Below are 18,441 nucleotides of genomic sequence, written 5' to 3'. Positions count from 1 at the left end.
CCCGCCGACGCCTTCGACGTTACGGAAAGCGCGAGGCCGTGGGATCGGAGCCCGGGTGGATCATGGGTGGAGCCGCGCCCGGCACGGCACTCCACCCAGGGGTGGAGGGACCGGTGGCCCGCGACGGCGACGCGGTACGCGGACCGCCCGCGAACCGTCCGCACGCGTCGGACCGGGCCCGGTTCTCGCTTCCGGGCCCGGTCCGAGGACTGCGCCTGGTCACGCGTCGATGCGCGACCTGTCCAGGGTGGCCGCCGAGCTGGAGATGAACTCCTTGCGGGGCGCGACGTCGTTGCCCATCAGCAGGTCGAAGACCTGCTCGGCGGAGTCCAGGTCGGTCAGGTTGATCCGGCGCAGGGTGCGGCGGCGCGGGTCCATGGTGGTCTCCGCCAGCTGGTCGGCGTCCATCTCACCGAGGCCCTTGTACCGCTGGATCGAGTCCTTGTACCGGATGTTCTTGCTCTGGAACTCCATGAGCTTGTCGCGCAGCTCCCGGTCCGAGTACGTGTAGACGTACTTGTCCTGGCCCTTCTTCGGCTGGACCAGCTCGATGCGGTGCAGCGGCGGCACCGCGGCGAAGACCCGGCCCGCCTCGACCATGGGCCGCATGTAGCGGTGGAAGAGGGTCAGCAGCAGGGTGCGGATGTGGGAGCCGTCCACATCGGCGTCGGTCATCATGATGATCTTGCCGTAGCGGGCCGCGTCGATGTCGAAGGTGCGGCCCGAACCGGCTCCTATGACCTGGATGATCGCCCCGCACTCGGCGTTCTTCAGCATGTCCGTGACGGACGACTTCTGCACGTTGAGGATCTTGCCCCGGATCGGCAGCAGCGCCTGGAACTCGGAGTTCCGGGCGAGCTTGGCCGTGCCCAGCGCGGAGTCGCCCTCGACGATGAACAGCTCGCTGCGGTCGACGTCGTCGCTGCGGCAGTCCGCGAGCTTCGCGGGCAGCGACGACGACTCCAGTGCCGTCTTGCGGCGCTGGGCGTCCTTGTGCTGGCGGGCCGCGATACGGGTGCGGGCCGCGGCGACGGCCTTCTCCATGACCACCCGCGCCTGCTGGGCCGCGTCGCGCTTGGTGGAGGTCAGGAACGCCTTGAGTTCCTTGGTGATCACGTTGTTCACGATGCGGCGGGCGGCCGAGGTGCCGAGGACCTCCTTGGTCTGGCCCTCGAACTGGGGCTCGGCGAGCCGGACGGTGACGACCGCCGTCAGGCCCTCCAGGGCGTCGTCCTTGACGATGTCGTCCTCGGCGACGCGCAGCATCTTCTTGGCGCGCAGCACCTCGTTCATCGTCTTCGCCACCGCCTGCTCGAAGCCGGCGACGTGGGTGCCGCCCTTGGGGGTGGCGATGATGTTGACGAACGACCTGATCGTGGTGTCGTAACCGGTGCCCCAGCGCAGCGCGACGTCGACACCCAGGTCGCGGGTGACCTCCGTCGGTGTCATCTGCCCGTCCTCGTCCAGCACGGGGACCGTCTCCTTGAAGCTGCCCTGCCCGCTGAAGCGGAGGGTGTCGCAGACGGGCCGGTCACTGGCCAGGTACTCGCAGAACTCGCTGATGCCGCCGTCGAAGCGGAACGACTCCTCACCCTTGCTGCCGCCGTCGCCGAGGCCGAACTCGTCCCGTACGACGATGGTCAGCCCGGGCACCAGGAACGCGGTCTGGCGGGCCCGCTGGTGCAGGGTGTCCAGGGAGAGCTTCGCGTCCCTGAGGAAGATCTGCCGGTCCGCCCAGTACCGCACCCGCGTACCGCGGCGGCTCTTGGGGATCTTCTTGGTCTTGCGCAGTCCGTTCCCGGCGTCGAACTTGGCGTCCGGGCCGGCTCCCGCGAACGCGCCCGGGACCCCGCGGCGGAAGCTGATGGCGTGGGTGTGCCCGCCGAGGTCGACCTCGATGTCCAGGCGGGCGGAGAGGGCGTTCACCACGGAGGCGCCCACACCGTGCAGACCACCGGAGGCGGCGTAGGCGCCACCGCCGAACTTGCCGCCGGCGTGCAGCTTGGTCATGACGACCTCGACGCCGGACAGGCCGGTCTTCGGCTCGACGTCGACCGGGATGCCACGCCCGTTGTCCCGGACCTCCACCGAGGCGTCGTCGTGGAGGATCACTTCGATGCGGTCGCAGTAACCGCCCAGGGCCTCGTCGACGGAGTTGTCGATGATCTCCCACAGGCAGTGCATCAGGCCGCGGCTGTCGGTGGATCCGATATACATGCCCGGACGCTTGCGCACGGCCTCGAGCCCCTCGAGGACGAGCAGGTGCCGCGCGGTGTAGTTGGATCCGTCCCGGTCTGCTCCTGCCAGCAGCGCAGTGGACGGCACGGATGTATCGGCGGTCACGCGGTTCGCTCCTCGCTGAATTTCAGATGGGGCCCCGCTGGGTAAGGGCGTGGCTCGGTTCACCGGTCAGAGGGTACCGAGGCCTGGTAGAGCCGTTGTAACGCCACCCTCGTCACGCACTCACCCTAGTCCAGGGTCGCATGCTTGTTCGATCCCTCGATGGGGTGAAGTACACATCACGTTCCCTTCGAGGCATGAACCATTTAGGCTCCGGGCACGTCCTCATGAACAAACCGGCAACCCAGCCGGCGGGACCGACACTGACCGACTGCGCGAACCCGTACGACACAGAGACACGCAATACGGCACATTCGCCGCCAATCGGCAACAGCCGGCCCCTCGGAAACTTTTTTCGAGGAAAAGCCACGAGCGGGAACGTTTTGGGGCTGGTTGGATGTTGACCCTGGTACGACAGCTCGTCGAGCTAGAGAAGAGGCGACGTGACTACTGTTCTGACTTCCGCAAGCCCGCTGACGGCCGCCGATCGCTGCGACCGCTGCGGCGCCCAGGCATATCTGCGCGTCGTCCTGCTGAGCGGCGGAGAACTGCTCTTCTGCGCCCACCACGGCCGCAAGTTCGAGCCGGAACTCAAGAAGATCGCCGCTGAGATACAGGACGAGACGGAGCGGCTGACGGCCGTTCCGGCTTCTTCCCCCGAGGAAGAGCGCTGACCCAACGCGCCCGACGACGAGCCGAATCGGCACAGGCCGATGAACGGGCGGCCGTCTCCGGAAACCGGAGGCGGCCGCCCGTGCTCGTGTCCAAGCGGCTCTCGGCGGCCGTCAGACGCCCCCGCGCTGCTGCGCGGCCGTGCCGTCCCAGCCCAGCGTCCGCAGTACCGAGGAGACGCGTGTGTACACCCCGGGGCTGCCCGGGCGCCCGCAGCCATTCCCCCACGACACCAGACCGATGAGCCTCCCCTGGCCGACGAGCGGGCCTCCGCTGTCCCCCTGGCAGGCGTCGCGGCCCCCGGCATCCTCCCCGGCACAGAGCATGGTGCTCGGCAGGTACCGCCCGTCGTCGTTCCCCGGATACGCCCGCTCGCAGGACGCGTCGGGAAGCACACGCACCCGGGCCGCGTGCAGGCCGTTCGCGTAGTCACCGGCCCCTGAGGTGTCCCCCCAGCCGTAGACGAGGGCGCCCGTGTCCGGCGTGTACGCGGGGTCGCCTTCCGCCGCCATCCCTATGACGGAGCCGGCCGGAAGGGCCTCGGAGAGGGTAAGCACCGCGAAGTCGCCGGCGTTGCTGCTGTCGTCGTGCCCCGGATTCACCCACACGGAGCGAACGGGGATCTCCTGGCCCTGGTCCGACAGCAGGTCGGTCCGGCCGGCGATGACCTTCAGGTCGTCCACCCGCTCCGGCGGCGACCCGAGCACCTCCTCCCCCAGGCAGTGGGCCGCCGTGAGCACGGTGGTCCGGCCGACGGCCACACCCCCGCAGAACTGTCCCGCGCGCGTACCCCCGAACCGGTCACGGCTGGACAGGGCGACGGTCCACGGACTGTCGGACACTTCGACCGGGAAACCTCCGACGACGATGCTGTCGGCGGCCGCGGGGGCGGCGGACCCCAGCGGTATCGCGGTCGCCGCGGCCGCCAGCACGAGCGGCCGGGCCAGTGTCCGGGCAAAGAGACGACGCATGCGGGCTCCTCACTCCTAGGTGGTCATGGGACACCCAGAGTGATCCAGTACGCCGTGTCGCGCACCCGCTGCCCAGCGCGAAGGCCCGGTTCCGCACCTGGCGGGACCGGGCCCTCGTCGCTCGTACCGTCTTCTCGTTCCGTCCGCTCGTACGGCCTGCGGCTACCTAGTCGAGGTAGTCGCGCAGCACCTGGGAGCGAGACGGGTGGCGCAGCTTCGACATGGTCTTCGACTCGATCTGGCGGATGCGCTCACGCGTGACGCCGTACACCTTGCCGATCTCGTCGAGGGTCTTCGGCTGACCGTCGGTGAGACCGAAGCGCATCGAGACGACGCCCGCCTCGCGCTCGGACAGGGTGTCGAGCACGGAGTGCAGCTGCTCCTGCAGGAGGGTGAAGCTGACCGCGTCGGCCGGGACGACCGCCTCGGAGTCCTCGATGAGGTCACCGAACTCGCTGTCGCCGTCCTCGCCCAGCGGGGTGTGCAGCGAGATGGGCTCGCGGCCGTACTTCTGGACCTCGATGACCTTCTCCGGGGTCATGTCGAGCTCCTTGGCCAGCTCCTCCGGGGTGGGCTCGCGGCCCAGGTCCTGGAGCATCTGGCGCTGCACGCGCGCGAGCTTGTTGATGACCTCGACCATGTGCACCGGGATGCGGATGGTGCGGGCCTGGTCGGCCATCGCGCGGGTGATCGCCTGCCGGATCCACCAGGTGGCGTACGTGGAGAACTTGTAGCCCTTGGTGTAGTCGAACTTCTCCACCGCGCGGATCAGACCGAGGTTGCCCTCCTGGATGAGGTCCAGGAAGAGCATGCCGCGGCCGGTGTAGCGCTTGGCCAGGGAGACCACCAGGCGGAGGTTGGCCTCCAGCAGGTGGTTCTTGGCGCGGCGGCCGTCCTCCGCGATGATCTCCAGCTCACGCTTGAGCTTGGGCGCGAGCTTGTCGGAGTTCGCCAGCTTGTCCTCGGCGAACAGACCGGCCTCGATGCGCTTGGCGAGTTCGACCTCCTGCTCGGCGTTGAGCAGGGGGACCTTGCCGATCTGCTTGAGGTAGTCCTTGACCGGGTCGGCGGTGGCGCCGGCCGCGGCGACCTGCTGGGCCGGGGCGTCGTCCTCGTCCTCGTCGGACAGCACGAAGCCCGCGTTCTCGGTGCCCTCGGGCTCCTCGGTCGCGGCCTTCGGCTCCTCGGTCGCCTCGTCGTCGAGAAGCTCGCCGTCTTCCTTCTTGGCGGTGGTCTTCTTGGCCGCCGTCTTCTTGGCGGTGGTCTTCTTGGCCGCCGCCTTCTTGGCGGTCGTCTTCTTGGCCGCCGCCTTCTTGACGGGGGCCTCCTCCTCGACGGCGGGCTCGGTGGCGGGCGCTGCCGGGGCGGCGGGAGCGGTCGCCTTCCTGCTGGTCACCGTCTTGGCCGCGACCGCCTTGGTGGCGGTGGTGCGCTTGGCGGGACTCTTCGCTGCGACGCTCTTTCGGGTGCGCTTGGGCTCTGCGGCACTGACCATCAGCGTCACACCCTCTTCCTCGAGGATCTGGTTGAGGCTGCGCAGTACGTTCTTCCACTGAGTGGCCGGAATCTGGTCAGCTTCGAAGGCCCGACGCACGTCATCGCCGGCGATCTGCCCCTCAGCCTTTCCCCGCTCAATGAGCGCCATGACAGAGACGGACTCGGCGATCTCCGGCGGGAGCGTACGGGATGTGCTGGCCGACACGAACAACCTCTCGGAACGTTGAAAAACGGCTTCCGGCCCCGTCCACGGCGGACAGGGGCCGACCACCGGCTTGGGAATGGGCCGACGGTACGGGCGGGCCGGGGAGATGCACAGCGCCGTGAACGGCGTCCGTATTCCCTCCGCGGCTGTCACCTCTTAGGTCATCGTGTTGTTCCCAAGAGCGTTACGCCCAATCCGCGTGGCCCGAGTCACACCCCGTAAGCGATCAAAACCGGTCGAAAGCGGATGAACAAGGTCACCAACCCATGCGTCCCGACCACACCGGGAAGCTCAGCCTCTCATCACACCGTCGGACCCCGCGGAGCCATGGGCGTCCGCGGGGCCCGGCGGCGACGGCGGCGGCCGGCCACAGCCACAGGAGGGGTTTGGCGTGTCCGGACCGTGCCGTTCCGGCGGAAGCGGTCAGTGCTCGCGAGGGGCGGGCACCACGCGCTCCACCTCGGGGTGGACGGTCAGCAGTTGACGCATGGCCGCCTCGGCCGCCGCGCCGTCGCCGGTGGCGAGCGCGTCGACGATCCTGCCGTGCTGCGCGAGCGACACGTCGTTCGGCCGGTCACAGCCGGTGACCGGGCCGCCGGAGACCTGGAGGGCGGCGGAGACGATGCCGGAGAGGTGGTCCAGCATCCGGTTGCCCGCGACCTGGATGAGCAGGGTGTGGAACTCGGCGTCGGCGCGCGAGAAGGTGAGCGCGTCGCCCTGCCCCATGGCGTGGCCCATGATCCCGACCATGTCGGAGAGCCGCTGCTGGACGTCCTCGCGTCCGTGCCCGGCGGCCAGGCGCGCGGCGAGCGGCTCGATCGTCCAGCGCAGCTCGCTCAGCTCGCGGCGCTGGTCGTCGCGCTGCGGGCCGAAGGCACGCCATTCGATGATGTCCGGATCCAGGAGATTCCAGTCACTGACGGGGCGCACCCGGGTGCCGACGTTGGGGCGGGCGCTGACCAGTCCCTTCGCCTCCAGCACGCGCAGGGACTCCCGCACCACGGTGCGGGAGACCTCGAAACGCTGCCCGATCTCCTCGGGCACCAGGGGACGGTCGGCACCCAGGTCGCCCGAAACGATCATCTGGCCCAGCTGCTGGACGAGTTGCCCGTGCAGTCCGCGGCCACGGTTGCCCGCGGTGCGCCGGCCCACGCGGCCCAGCTCGGGCTCCACCCCTTCCCAGGAGGGCGCTCCGACGCGGTCGACGGCGGGCGTCTCCGCGTACGGGTAGCGGTCGAGTTCGCCCGGGTTCGCGAGGCCGGAGTCGGCGGAGCGGGCGGCGGTCATCATGGTGTGCGCAAGGGTACTCACGCATCCTTTGTCGGCGCTGGCCCCAACTCCCTTGAGGTCTTTGGTGAAAAGCACACGAAAGGGTGATCGCTCACCCCGTCGCAATTGACGCCTTATCGGAAAGAAATGGGCTTTCCCCGGGGAGTTGCGCACACGGTCGGAACGGAAGGGCGAGACACCCGTCGTCAAACCCTGCTGCGCAGGGTCGTGAGCAGATAGGCGCAGAGCAGAGCGGTCAGCGACAACGTCATTGCACCGCCCACCGGTTGAGCGATCACTCGCAGCATCTCGGCCACGTACCGCTCACCACCGAACGGCCACTGGCTCAACAGGACCTCGCGCACCCGCATCGGGAACCCCGCGGCCGTCCGCACGGACGGACCCGCCCAGACCTTCTGTACGAGCGGTACGACGACGACCGGGACGGCGACCACTGCCGCCAGCCCCGCGGTGGTGGAACGGAAGACACCCGCGGCGAGCACTCCGGCCCAGGCGCAGCCGACCACGAGTCCCAGCCAACCGGCGCTCAGCGCGGGCCAGTCGGCGGGCACCCGCGCGAGCTCCTGGCCGTAGAGGAGACGGAGCACCTCGGCGTCGCACCCCACCGTCAGGGCGGCCAGCAACAGCGCGGCGGCCGCGGAGACGAGGAGTTTGGCGCTCAGCAGCCCCAGGCGGCGGGGCACGGTGCCGCGGTCCGCGGCCAGGGCGGGGTGGCGGAATTCGTCGCCGAAGGCGAGGGCGCCGAGCAGCCCCGCACCGAGCGCGGCGGGCGGCAGCGGGAACTCACGCGGCCACGCGGCCAGCAGCCGCGGCTGCGGGGTGTGTCCGATCCGGGCCAGGACCACGGCGGTGACGGCGGACACGAGGAGCACGACCGCGCCGGTGACGAATCCGGTGCGGACACCCACCGCGCGTCGCAGTTCGTAGCGCAGCGGACGGAGGGGGCTGGGGGCGGAGCGGACGGAGATGGCGGGCGGAAGGGTGGCGGCCTGTTCCCGGGCCGTCGCTCGGCCGGGTGTGAGGCTGTCGGGCGGACGCGCGGTGCGGTGCGGGTCGGCGCCGGGTGCGCAGGGCCCGGGAGGCCCGGGGAGGCGGGCGGGGACGAGGGCTCGGCGGGGGCCGGGAGTCCGGTGCAGGGCGGTCCCGGACGCCGGGCGGTCCGAGGCTCCGGCGGCGGCCTCGGCCGGGTCTTCCTCCGTGCCGGGGGACGGGCACGGCGGGCGCGGCGTCCCGGCGGCGGGCGCGCGATCGCCGTCCGCCTCCGGTCGCTCCTGCTGCCGCGCCGCGGGGATGCCGTCAGCCCCGGGTCCCATGTCGCCCACCTCGTCGGCCAGTTGGTGTACGAGGATCCCGTGCCGGAAGGCCGTCTCACCGATGTCGGCGCACGTACTGCCGTAGACGGCGAGCCGGTTGCCGCCCTCGCGCACCACCTCGACGGAACGGCGGGCCGTGCGTGCCTCCTTCGTCACCAGGGCGGCGAGGCGGGCGGCGTGCGGACTGCGGACGGCGACGCGGGGTCGCAGCCGGGTGCGGGAGAACTCCGCCGCCGCCTGGTCGGCGACGACTCTGCCCCGCTCCAGGGTGACGACGTGGTCGGCGCTGCGCGCCGCCTCCTTGGGGTCCGCCGTGCTGAACAGGACCGTGCCGCCCTGGGCGGCATGCGCCCGCAGTGCGTCGTGCAGCCGTCGGGCGTCCTGGACGGAGAGGGCGCCGGCGGGGTCGTCGAGAACCAGGGTGTGCGGGTCGGGGACCAGCGCGCAGGCCAGCCCGAGGCGTCGGTCCATGCCGCGCGAGAGGGTGCCGAGGCGTTCGTCGCGCAGGTTCAGCAGGCCGAGCGACTCCAGGACCTCGTCCGCCCGGCCGACGGGAACGCCGGCGGCCGCGCACAGCATGCGGAGATGGCCGCGCACCGTACGCGCGGGGTGGCCCGGAACGTCTCCCAGCAGCACACCCACCTCGTGTGCGGGGTGGGCGATGCGGTGCAGGGGGCGGCCTCTGAAGTAGGTGAGACCCCGGCCCCGTTGGAGTTCGAGCATGAGTCTGAGTGCCGTCGTCTTGCCGGCGCCCGATGCTCCGAGCAGTGCGGTGACGCGGCCCGCGCGCGCCTCGAACGAGACGTCGTCGACGGCGGGCGGAAGCTCCTTGCGGGGGTTGCTGGTCAGTCCGAAGGCCTGGATCACCTGTAGCAGAATAGCGTGCGATATCCGGTTTTTCGGGCATCACGCAGGCCCGGCGTCACACCTCGGGACGGAGCATCGGGGGGTTCAGGAGGGTCGCGCCGCCCGCCCGGAAGAGCTGGGCGGGACGGCCGCCCTGGCGGGTGGTGGTCCCGCCGGTGGGGACGAGGAAACCCGGGGTGCCGGTCACCTTGCGGTGGAAGTTGCGGGGGTCGAGCGCGACGCTCCACACCGCCTCGTAGACCCGGCGCAGCTCGCCGACGGTGAACTCGGGCGGGCAGAAGGCGGTGGCCAGGGACGAGTACTCGATCTTGGAACGGGCTCGCTCCACCCCGTCCGCCAGAATCCGGGCATGATCGAAGGCGAGCGGCGCCACCGCCTCGCCGGCCCGGCCGTAGCCGCTCTGTTCCAGCAGCTCCTCGACCGGGGCCCAGCGGGCGTTGCTGGCGTCGCCGCCCGCCCGCGGCGCGGGCAGGTCGGGGGCGAGCGCGAGGTGGGCGACACTGACCACCCGCATGCGGGGGTCGCGATCGGGATCACCGTAGGTCGCGAGCTGCTCCAGGTGGGCGCCGTGGTCCTGGGTGGGCGCGGCAGGGTCGTGGACGCACAGCCCGGTCTCCTCGGCCAGCTCCCGCGCCGCCGCCTGCGCCAGGTCCTCGTCCGCCCGCACGAACCCGCCGGGCAGGGCCCACCGCCCCTGGAACGGAGGCTCGCCCCGGCGCACCGCCAGCGCGCACAGGGAGTGACGACGCACGGTCAGCACGACCAGGTCCACAGTGACGGCGAAGGGCGGAAAGGCTGACGGGTCGTAGGGCATGCGGCGATCATAGTCGTCTGCCTGACGATAAACACTCCCTTCGCCCACCGCTCCGGGTACTGATCCACTTCTTCCCGGCCCGCGTCCCGCCGCCCGTCCCCGCGTGCCCCGCCGGTACACGTCGTACCAGGTCAGACCCACCGCGTCGGCGAGGCGGCCGTCCCGAGGCCTCCGCGTACGGCTCCGGTGCCGCGACCATCCGCCTCACGGGCGCTCGCTCCCGCCTCGGCTCCCGCGCTCTGCCGTACCCGCCCCCCTCCGGGCAGGCTCCCCGCCGGCCCGTGACCGGCGTCCCCAAGGCGTGCGGGCGGGACCGGTCGGTCCGTGCGGTCCCGGGGCGCCCGGCCCCGGAGGACGTGCGGGGGCGGCCGGCCTCGGTGCCGGATTCGCCGCCCCGTGTCCTCGCCCGGCCACGGACGGCACGGGGCGGGGCGGGAGAGCGTGTGCGGCGCCGGCCGCCGGAGGGGGTCGCCGCGACGGGCCGGGCGGGTTCCGGCTCCGCGGACGGAGCGCCGGGTGCGTCCTCGTCCGCAGTCGTCTCCCCCGCGCCCTGGCCGCCTTTCCCGCCCCCGCGCAGGCAGCGGCGGATCGACTCGGGGTCGAGGCCCTCGTTGCACGCCTGGTGCAGCAGCCGGGCGAAGAGGTAGTCGGGATCCGCGCCGAGGGCCATGGCCAGTGCCTCCCGCGCCTCCAGTTCGTCACCGGTGGACCAGGCGACCCAACCCGCGAGGGTGAGGGGCGCGGCCGCGTGTTCCGCGTACGGCCCGACGCAGCGTCGGGCCAGGGCCCGCCAGAGGCGCATCGCGGGGGCCGCCTCGTCGCCCTCCATCCAGGCGGCCGCCCGGTCGCGCGTCGTACGGTCCTGGAGTCCGAGGATCAACGCCGCCGCCTCGTCGTGCCCCAGCAACCGGTCGTCACGCAGGTCCTCGGCCGCTACGCCGGACGCGGACGGGGCCTCGGCGAGGCGTCGCATGATCCGCTCCGCCGACTCCAGCGTCTCCTCGGCCACCTCCGCACGCCCTTCGGCGTCCAGGATCCGGGAGACGAGCGTCGAGCAGGCCGCGTCCAGGGCCGCCGCCTGCTCGACCGCGACCACGTCCTCCCTGGGGAGCATCCTGGCCCGCAGCTCGCTGAGCGAGCCGCGCACCTGGATACCGGCGTAGGTGGCCGCCGCGGCCAGCACCGACGTCCCCGGCGGTCCCATCGGCAGGCCCTCGGCCGGGCAGCAGGCCTCCTCGTCGCAGCAGTACGACCAGAAGCGCCCGTCCGAGATGCACAGTGCTTCGACGACCGGGATGTCGAGGGCGCCGCACTCGACGCGCAGCCTCTGGGCCAGCGGCCGCAACCGCTCCATCACGTCCCGGCCGGTCTCGCCCCGGCCCGGTTCCTGGCAGAGGTAGGCGACCATCTGCTCGGGCCGCACCCCTCGGCGCTCGCTTCCGGTCACCAGTCCGTGCACCAGTTGTCCGGCCGCGCCCGCCCAGTCGTCCGGGCTCGCCGGGATGCCGAGCCGTGCGCGGCCGCCGAACCGGCCCCGCCCGTCCCTGTCCCGCAGGGCGGCCAGGACGATGCTGTCCTCGGGGTGGTATCCGAGCAGGTACGGCAGGGCGTCGGCGAGTTCTGCGGGGGTGCGCAGGGTGACCTGGTGTTCGTCTCCGGGGCTCTCGTGCGGGGCTCGGTGCGCCCGGTCCGGCTGTGCGGCCTGCGAGATGTCGCCGTTCTCGGCGGATCCAGGCGTTTCGCTGTGGTTCGTCATGGCTCGACGATCTCGCGAATCGGGACGTTCCGTTTTGCCCTGTGGATAACTCCCGACAGGGACACGTCACCTTCGTCCTGCCTTGGACCTTCCCCGCCCCCGCCCTCTCCGGAGGCTCTATCCGGCCAGGGCCAGGACGAGCGGGAGCACCTGGTCGGCACCGGCCTGGCGCAGGAGGCGCGCGCCCACGGCCAGGGTCCAGCCGGAGTCGGTCCAGTCGTCGACGAGCAGGACCGGGCCAGGGGTACCGGCCAGGGCGGTGGCGAGCTCCCCGGGCACGGTGAACGACTCGGCCAGGGCGCGCAGCCGCTGGGCGGAGTTGCTGCGGTGGGCGGCGTACTCCCCGGCGTGCGGGGTGAGGGCGAGGCTGCCGAGGAGCGGGAGCCTGCCGACCCGTGCCACTCCCTCGGCCAGTGAGGTCACCAGGTGGGGGCGGGTGCGGGAGGGCATGGCGACGACGCCCGCGGGCCGCGCCACCGCGTCGGGGGAGCCGGAGGCCCAGCCGCCCGGCGAGCGGGCCCAGTCGGCCAGCACCGTGACGACGGCGGCCAGCACGTCGTCCGGGACCGGAGCGTCCGCCGCCTGTGCCGACAGGAGCGGCCGCAGACGGTTGCCCCAGCCGATGTCCGACAGCCTCCCCAGCGCCCGCCCGGTCAGGGCCTGCTGCCCCGCGGGGATACGGCCCTTCAGGTCCATCCCCACCGCGGCGAGCCCGGTCGGCCACATCTTGCGCGGCTCGACCTCCACGCCCGGGCGGTCCAGCTCGCCCGTCGCCGCCGCGAGGCCCTCGGCGGAGACGGCCGGGTCGAGCCAGGGGCCTGCGCAGGTGTCGCAGCGACCGCAGGGTGCCGCCTTCTCGTCGTCGAGCTGCCGCTGCAGGAACTCCATCCGGCAGCCGGTGGTCGCCACGTAGTCCCGCATGGCCTGCTGCTCCGCCTGCCGCTGCCGGGCCACCCACGCGTACCGCTCCGCGTCGTACGTCCAGGGCCGTCCCGTGGCGGTCCAGCCGCCCTTCACCCGCTTGACCGCGCCGTCCACGTCCAGGACCTTGAGCATCGTCTCCAGTCGCGAACGGCGAAGGTCCACCAACGGCTCCAGTGCCGGGAGCGACATCGGCCGCCCCGCCTCCTCCAGGACCGCCAGCGTGCGCCTGACCTGCTCCTCCGGCGGGAAGCCCACCGAGGCGAAGTACGCCCAGATCGCCTCGTCCTCCCGCCCCGGCAGCAACAGGACGTCCGCATGGTCCACCCCGCGCCCCGCGCGTCCCACCTGCTGGTAGTACGCGATGGGGGACGAGGGCGACCCCAGATGCACGACGAAGCCCAGGTCGGGCTTGTCGAAGCCCATGCCCAGCGCCGAGGTGGCCACGAGCGCCTTCACCCGGTTCGCCAGCAGGTCCTCCTCCGCCTGCAACCGGTCGGCGTTCTCCGTCTTGCCCGTGTAGGAGGCCACCGGGTGTCCGCACTGCCGCAGGAACGCCGCGACCTCCTCCGCCGCCGCCACCGTCAGCGTGTAGATGATCCCGGAACCGGGCAGATCCCCCAGCCGCTCCCCCAGCCACGCCAGCCGGTGCGCCGCGTCGGGCAACCGGAGCACGCCCAGCCGCAGGCTCTCCCGGTCGAGCGGCCCCCGCAGCACCAGGGCGTCCCCGCCCCCGGTGCCCAACTGCTCCGCCACGTCGGCCGTGACCCGCGCGTTGGCGGTCGCGGTGGTGGCCAGCACCGGCACCCCGGCGGGCAGCTCGGCCAGCATGGTGCGCAGCCGGCGGTAGTCGGGGCGGAAGTCGTGGCCCCAGTCGGAGATGCAGTGCGCCTCGTCCACCACGAGCAGACCGGTGGTGGCCGCCAGCTTCGGCAGTACCTGGTCGCGGAAGTCCACGGAATTGAGGCGCTCCGGGCTCACGAGGAGGACGTCGGTCTCACCCCGCTCGACCTCCCCGTAGATCGTCTCCCAGTCCTCCGGGTTCGCCGAGTTGATCGTGCGCGCGCGGATTCCGGCGCGCGCGGCCGCCTCGACCTGGTTGCGCATCAGCGCCAGCAGCGGCGAGACGATCACCGTGGGCCCCGCGCCACGCCGACGCAGCAGGGCGGTGGCGACGAAATACACGGCCGACTTGCCCCAGCCGGTGCGCTGCACCACCAGAGCCCGCCGGCGCTCCTCCACCAGGGCCGCCACCGCCTGCCACTGGTCCTCCCGCAGCCGTGCCGAGCCCGCACGGTCGCCGACCAGCTCGGCGAGGACGGCGTCGGCTTCGGTACGCAGTTCCACGTGGTCCATGTTCCCCATGCAACCCGATGGCACTGACAATCGGCGAATCCGGAACGGACCGCGGCGCATGCCGTGCCCCATGCGTCGCCCCGTGACGCTCCGGGTAGGGATATAGAACGCACATCGGCCGATATGGGTCCTCGGTCTCAATTGCTCGTTGCCGCATCCAAGTTCGACAGGAAGAATTGAAGTCCGCTCCCCGCACGGCCCATCCGTGACCCCGGCAGGGCTTCGCTGCGGTGCGCGCTCCCCGAATCCGACCCTGCCCGCAGTGTGGGCGCGTAGCCGAAGGGAGGAACGTGACCTTCGGATTCGCTCCGTCCTCGGCGGCCTCGTTTTCGTCGTCCGCCGTTTCCGCCACCCGCATGCTCGAACCGGCGGAGTGGGCCGCCGCCGGCATCCCGTTGCTGCGCAATCCGCGCGAGGTCGTGACCGGACTGCACGCGCGGCACCGCCCCGAACCGGCGACGGCGGTGGTGGCCGTACTCGACCCGGACGAACGACTGCGCGCCAGCGCCTCGTTCACCAGCCGCCGCTCCCCCGCGGACGGATGGATGTTCCGCAACGCACTGCTCTCCCAGCTGCGCCGTGTCATCCCGCACGACCTGCGACGCCGCACCCCGGTGCGCACCGCCGTGCTGCTCTACTGCCGTGACGGCGACGCGCGTTGGACGCAGGAGGACGGCGCGTGGATGTGGGGGCTGCGGGACGCGTGCACGCTGCACGGGCTGCGCTGCGGCGCGTACATCACGCTGACCCGGGACGGCTGGCAGGTCCTCGGCGAGGGCCGCGGCGGGCGCCGGCCCAATGCGGCGTCGGCGCCGGAGCCCTTCGCCACGGCGGAGGCGCCGCCCCCGCCCCCGCGCACCGGCGGGGTCGCCTCGGACGTGCTGCGCCGCGCCGCGGCCCGCTGAGCCCCGGGTGAGGCCGGGCCCGGAAACCAGGGCGGGCGGCCTGCCCGCACGGTGCCCCGACTCGTCCACGACCCGAGCGGTGCCCCGCCTCGTTCCGCGACCCGCGCGGTGACTCGACTCGACTGGGACCCGAGCGGTGACCCGATGCCCCTGTGACCGCGCGATGACCCGTTTCCGCCGCGCCCCGTACGGTGCCACGGCGTGGCCGTGACCCGGCGGGCGCGCCGCCGTCGGGTCCGATCAGCTGCCCGGCCGGGCTGTGTCGCCGTGCCGGGGCACGCCGAAGCCGCCTCCGTGCGGGGCTTCCGGACCGGGGCCCGGGGGGGGCGCACCCGGCGTCCGCCGCACTCGGCGGAACGGACTCAGACGCCCGCGCCCAGCACCGAGTTGATCCGCTGCGGGTCGCCGCAGACGATCAGCAGGGCGCCGGCCCGCGAGTGGGCCACGGTCAGGGCGGTCGCAGCGGCGGCCTCGGGGCCGCCGTTGAGCGCGACCACGACCACGGCCCGCGACGCGGCACGGTCCGCGACGGCGGCGTCGGCGTAGAAGACGTCGTCGCCCGCGTCGTGCTGCGCCCAGTAGGCGGCCTCGCCGAAGGACAGTTCGTGGGCCGCCCACGGGTGGGGTTCGCCGGTGGTGATCACCAGCACGTCACCGGGGGTTCGGCCCGAGTCCAGCAGCAGGTCCACCGCCTCTTCGGCGGCGTCGAGCGCACCGTCGGGGGTGGCCGGGATCAACTGGATCTGCGGGGCGGCCGGGGTGGCTGCCGGAGTGGCCGGACCGGGCGGTCCGGGTTTGGCCGCGGCCGTGTCACGCGACGCGCGTTGCGCCGGCGGGGCCGGCCGCACCGGGCCGGGACGGCCGGGGCGCGGCGGAGCCGCGGGACGGGGGCCGGGTACGGGGCGGGGGGTCGGCGCGGTGCGGCCGCTGGCCGGAGTGGCGCGGGGACCCTGGGCCTTCTCGTGAATCTGAGGCTCCTCGGGAATGAGAGGCATGAGCTGATATTTATCAAACGTTGGTGCGGCTCGCGTCGGCGGGTGGCACATGCCTGCGAGCGGAACCGTCAGAAATCGAATCCGAGCTGACCCTCGATTTCCGGAACGCTTCCGTCCACCCAACTGCGGACCTTCTTGAGGTGCCGCCACTGGGGCAGCGCATCAAGATACGCCCACGACAACCGGTGGTGCGGGGTGGGGCCCCGCTCCTCCAGTGCGGCCTTGTGCACGGGCGACGGATACCCGGCGTTGTCCGCAAAACCGAAGTCTGCATGGTCGACACCCAGTTCGGCCATCATTTTGTCGCGCTGGACCTTGGCGAGCACCGAGGCCGCCGCGACGGCGACGCAGGACTGATCACCCTTGATCACCGTACGGACCCGCCAAGGGGCGCCGAGGTAGTCGTGCTTGCCGTCGAGGATGACCGCGTCGGGGCGGACCGGCAGGGTCTCCAGGGCACGCACCGCCGCCAGGCGCAGCGCGGCGGTCATGCCCAGCTCGTCGATCTCCTCCGGAGAGGCGTGCCCCAGGGCGTAGGAGGTGACCCAGGTCCGCAACTCCACGGCGAGTTCGGTGCGTCGCTTGACGGTGAGCAGCTTGGAGTCGGTCAGGCCGACCGGCGGCCGGCGCAGTCCGGTGATCGCCGCACAGACGGTGACGGGACCGGCCCACGCGCCGCGCCCCACCTCGTCGACACCGGCAATGATCTTCGCTCCGGTCGTGGCGCGAAGAGAGCGCTCGACGGTGTGAGTAGGTGGTTCGTACGGCATGGCGCCCCCAGCCTACGCCGCTGCGATCCCCGGGCGACACCCCGGTTGCCCGAACGGGACCGGTCTTCGCGCCGGCCGGGTTCAGGACTTGCCGGGCCGCAGCAGCGGGAGCATCAACTGGTCGATCATTTCCTCCAGCTCGCAGTCCGTCCATTCACTTGCACAAATCTTCGAGCGGTACATCATCATCGCCGGGATGGCGTCGAAGACGTAGCCGTTGGCCGCGTCGTCCCGCACCTCTCCCCGCTCCATTCCGCGGTGGATGACCTCACGCAGCACCTTGAGCGTTGGCTCGACCACACCCTTGATGATCACCGCATGGAAGCGCTCGGCCTGCACGGTGTCGCATTCGTGAATCACCGAGCGCAGAGCGAATCCGGGGCGGGAGTACATCGCGTCACGTGCTCTGCGGCAGAGCTCCAGCAGATCGTCGCGCACGCTTCCCAGGTCGGGGACCGTCTCGAAGTCCGGCAGGCCGGACCGCAGCGCGTCCGCGACGAGGTCTTCCTTGGACGGCCAGCGCCGGTAGACGGCCGCCTTGCCGGTCTGCGCGCCCGCGGCCACTCCCTCCATCGTCAGGCCGTTCCAGCCGACGGTGCCGAGCTGGTCCAGCGCGGCCTCCAGGATCGCGCGCTCCAGGACCGCGCCTCGCCGGCGGGAGGGCGTCTGGGCGGAGGCGGCCGCCCAGTGCGAAGCAACCATGTCGGGGATCTCCAGAAAGCGGTGAAAACGGGTATTCGGGGATAAGGCGTGCATCGCGCGGCCGCAACGGGGGACCGGACACGCGACGACACGACAAGTGAACGGTTGCGTCCACTGTCTCCGGGTCACTAACGTTGAAGCAACAGTGAACGCGAGCGTTCACTAAGTCATTCGTGGGGGACACATAGTGACAACCTCTTCTCTGCTCAAAGACCAGAAGCCGGGAGCGGCCCGCCGGGAGGGGCATCCCGGCATCGCACTCGCCGTCATCGCGGCCTGCCAACTCATGGTCGTACTCGACGCGACGATTGTGAACATCGCGCTCCCGCACATCCAGAACGCGCTCGACTTCAGCACCACCGACCTCACCTGGGTCGTCAGCGCCTACACGCTCACCTTCGGCGGCCTGCTCCTGCTCGGCGGCCGGGCCGGTGACATCCTCGGCAGGCGCCGGGTCTTCATGACCGGCATCCTGCTCTTCACCCTCGCCTCGCTGCTCGGCGGCTTCGCCCAGGAACCCTGGCAGCTGCTCGCGGCACGCGTCCTGCAGGGCATGGGCGGCGCCATCGCCTCGCCCACGTCGCTGGCGCTCATCACCACCACCTTCCCCGAGGGGCCGGAGCGCAACCGGGCCTTCGGCGTCTTCGCCGCCGTCTCCGCGGGTGGCGGCGCCATCGGCCTGCTGGCGGGCGGCATGCTCACCGAATGGCTGGACTGGCGCTGGGTGCTCTTCGTCAACGTGCCGATAGGCGTGCTGATCGCCGTGCTGGCGCCGCTCTACATCAGCGAGTCCGAACGGCACACCGGCCGCTTCGACATCGCCGGTGCGGTGACCTCGACGGCGGGCATGGCATCGCTCGTCTACGGCTTCATCCGCGCCGCCGACGAGGGCTGGCGGGACAATCTGACCATCGGTTCCTTCGCGGCCGCCGCGGTCCTGCTGCTGGCCTTCGTCCTCATCGAGTCGCGGGCCAAGGAACCGATCACGCCGCTGAAGATGTTCGCCGACCGCAACCGCTCCGGCACCTACGTGATCATGCTGAGCCTGGCCGCGGCGATGTTCGGCA

At 71.8% G+C, this 18,441-nt stretch carries 14 protein-coding genes; 3 read left to right on the top strand and 11 right to left on the bottom strand.

Going from position 1 to position 18,441, the window contains the following annotated elements:
• Positions 1 to 219: 219 nt before the first annotated feature.
• Entirely contained in the window at positions 220 to 2,343 is a 2,124-nt protein-coding gene (locus K7854_RS24995; RefSeq protein WP_226028795.1) for a DNA gyrase/topoisomerase IV subunit B, read from the bottom strand.
• Between the two features lie 440 nt (positions 2,344 to 2,783).
• Here K7854_RS24995 and K7854_RS24990 point away from each other — a divergent pair, with 440 nt between their 5' ends.
• Complete coding sequence (locus K7854_RS24990; protein WP_122618489.1) at positions 2,784 to 3,014, top strand: DUF7455 domain-containing protein; 231 nt, start codon at positions 2,784 to 2,786, stop codon at positions 3,012 to 3,014.
• A gap of 111 nt (positions 3,015 to 3,125) precedes the next feature.
• Here the strand turns inward: K7854_RS24990 and K7854_RS24985 are convergent, their stop codons facing one another.
• The 7 genes from K7854_RS24985 to K7854_RS24955 all read right to left on the bottom strand — a co-directional run bounded on the left by K7854_RS24985 (position 3,126) and on the right by K7854_RS24955 (position 14,002).
• Complete coding sequence (locus tag K7854_RS24985; RefSeq protein WP_226028794.1) at positions 3,126 to 3,983, bottom strand: S1 family peptidase; 858 nt, start codon at positions 3,981 to 3,983, stop codon at positions 3,126 to 3,128.
• A 166-nt stretch (positions 3,984 to 4,149) separates the two neighbouring features.
• A complete protein-coding gene (locus K7854_RS24980) occupies positions 4,150 to 5,685 on the bottom strand; it encodes an RNA polymerase sigma factor (RefSeq protein WP_226028793.1) in 1,536 nt (511 codons plus the stop codon).
• Positions 5,686 to 6,108: 423 nt separating this feature from the next.
• Entirely contained in the window at positions 6,109 to 6,996 is an 888-nt protein-coding gene (whiH, locus tag K7854_RS24975) for a sporulation transcriptional regulator WhiH (protein WP_226028792.1), read from the bottom strand.
• A gap of 164 nt (positions 6,997 to 7,160) precedes the next feature.
• Positions 7,161 to 9,155 (bottom strand): ABC transporter ATP-binding protein, encoded by a 1,995-nt coding sequence (locus K7854_RS24970; RefSeq protein WP_226028791.1) that lies wholly within the window; start codon positions 9,153 to 9,155, stop codon positions 7,161 to 7,163.
• Positions 9,156 to 9,210: 55 nt separating this feature from the next.
• Positions 9,211 to 9,969, bottom strand: coding sequence for an NUDIX hydrolase (locus K7854_RS24965; protein WP_226028790.1), 759 nt, complete (start codon positions 9,967 to 9,969; stop codon positions 9,211 to 9,213).
• A gap of 7 nt (positions 9,970 to 9,976) precedes the next feature.
• Positions 9,977 to 11,725: a DUF4192 domain-containing protein gene (locus tag K7854_RS24960; RefSeq protein WP_226028789.1), complete on the bottom strand. Its 1,749-nt coding sequence runs from the start codon at positions 11,723 to 11,725 to the stop codon at positions 9,977 to 9,979.
• Between the two features lie 117 nt (positions 11,726 to 11,842).
• Positions 11,843 to 14,002, bottom strand: a complete 2,160-nt coding sequence (locus tag K7854_RS24955; protein ID WP_226028788.1) for a RecQ family ATP-dependent DNA helicase — start codon at positions 14,000 to 14,002, stop codon at positions 11,843 to 11,845.
• 290 nt (positions 14,003 to 14,292) lie between these two features.
• Between K7854_RS24955 and K7854_RS24950 the strand changes: the two genes are divergently transcribed.
• Entirely contained in the window at positions 14,293 to 14,907 is a 615-nt protein-coding gene (locus tag K7854_RS24950) for a hypothetical protein (RefSeq protein WP_226028787.1), read from the top strand.
• Positions 14,908 to 15,269: 362 nt separating this feature from the next.
• Here K7854_RS24950 and K7854_RS24945 read toward each other — a convergent pair whose 3' ends face one another.
• The 3 genes from K7854_RS24945 to K7854_RS24935 form a co-directional block, all read right to left on the bottom strand.
• Complete coding sequence (locus tag K7854_RS24945) at positions 15,270 to 15,902, bottom strand: hypothetical protein (RefSeq protein WP_226028786.1); 633 nt, start codon at positions 15,900 to 15,902, stop codon at positions 15,270 to 15,272.
• Between the two features lie 68 nt (positions 15,903 to 15,970).
• Positions 15,971 to 16,672, bottom strand: a complete 702-nt coding sequence (rnhB, locus tag K7854_RS24940; RefSeq protein WP_226028785.1) for a ribonuclease HII — start codon at positions 16,670 to 16,672, stop codon at positions 15,971 to 15,973.
• Positions 16,673 to 16,753: 81 nt separating this feature from the next.
• On the bottom strand, positions 16,754 to 17,374 hold the full coding sequence (locus K7854_RS24935; RefSeq protein ID WP_226028784.1) for a TetR/AcrR family transcriptional regulator: 621 nt from the start codon (positions 17,372 to 17,374) through the stop codon (positions 16,754 to 16,756).
• Positions 17,375 to 17,561: 187 nt separating this feature from the next.
• Between K7854_RS24935 and K7854_RS24930 the strand changes: the two genes are divergently transcribed.
• Positions 17,562 to 18,441 (top strand): MFS transporter (locus K7854_RS24930; protein WP_226028783.1); only part of this gene is annotated, 880 nt, incomplete at its 3' end.

The sequence above is a fragment of the Streptomyces hyderabadensis genome, assembly GCF_020404845.1.
GTDB classification, from domain to species: Bacteria; Actinomycetota; Actinomycetes; order Streptomycetales; family Streptomycetaceae; genus Streptomyces; species Streptomyces hyderabadensis.
Note: the sequence above shows the minus strand (reverse complement) of the source record. Positions and strands in the feature narration are given on the sequence as shown.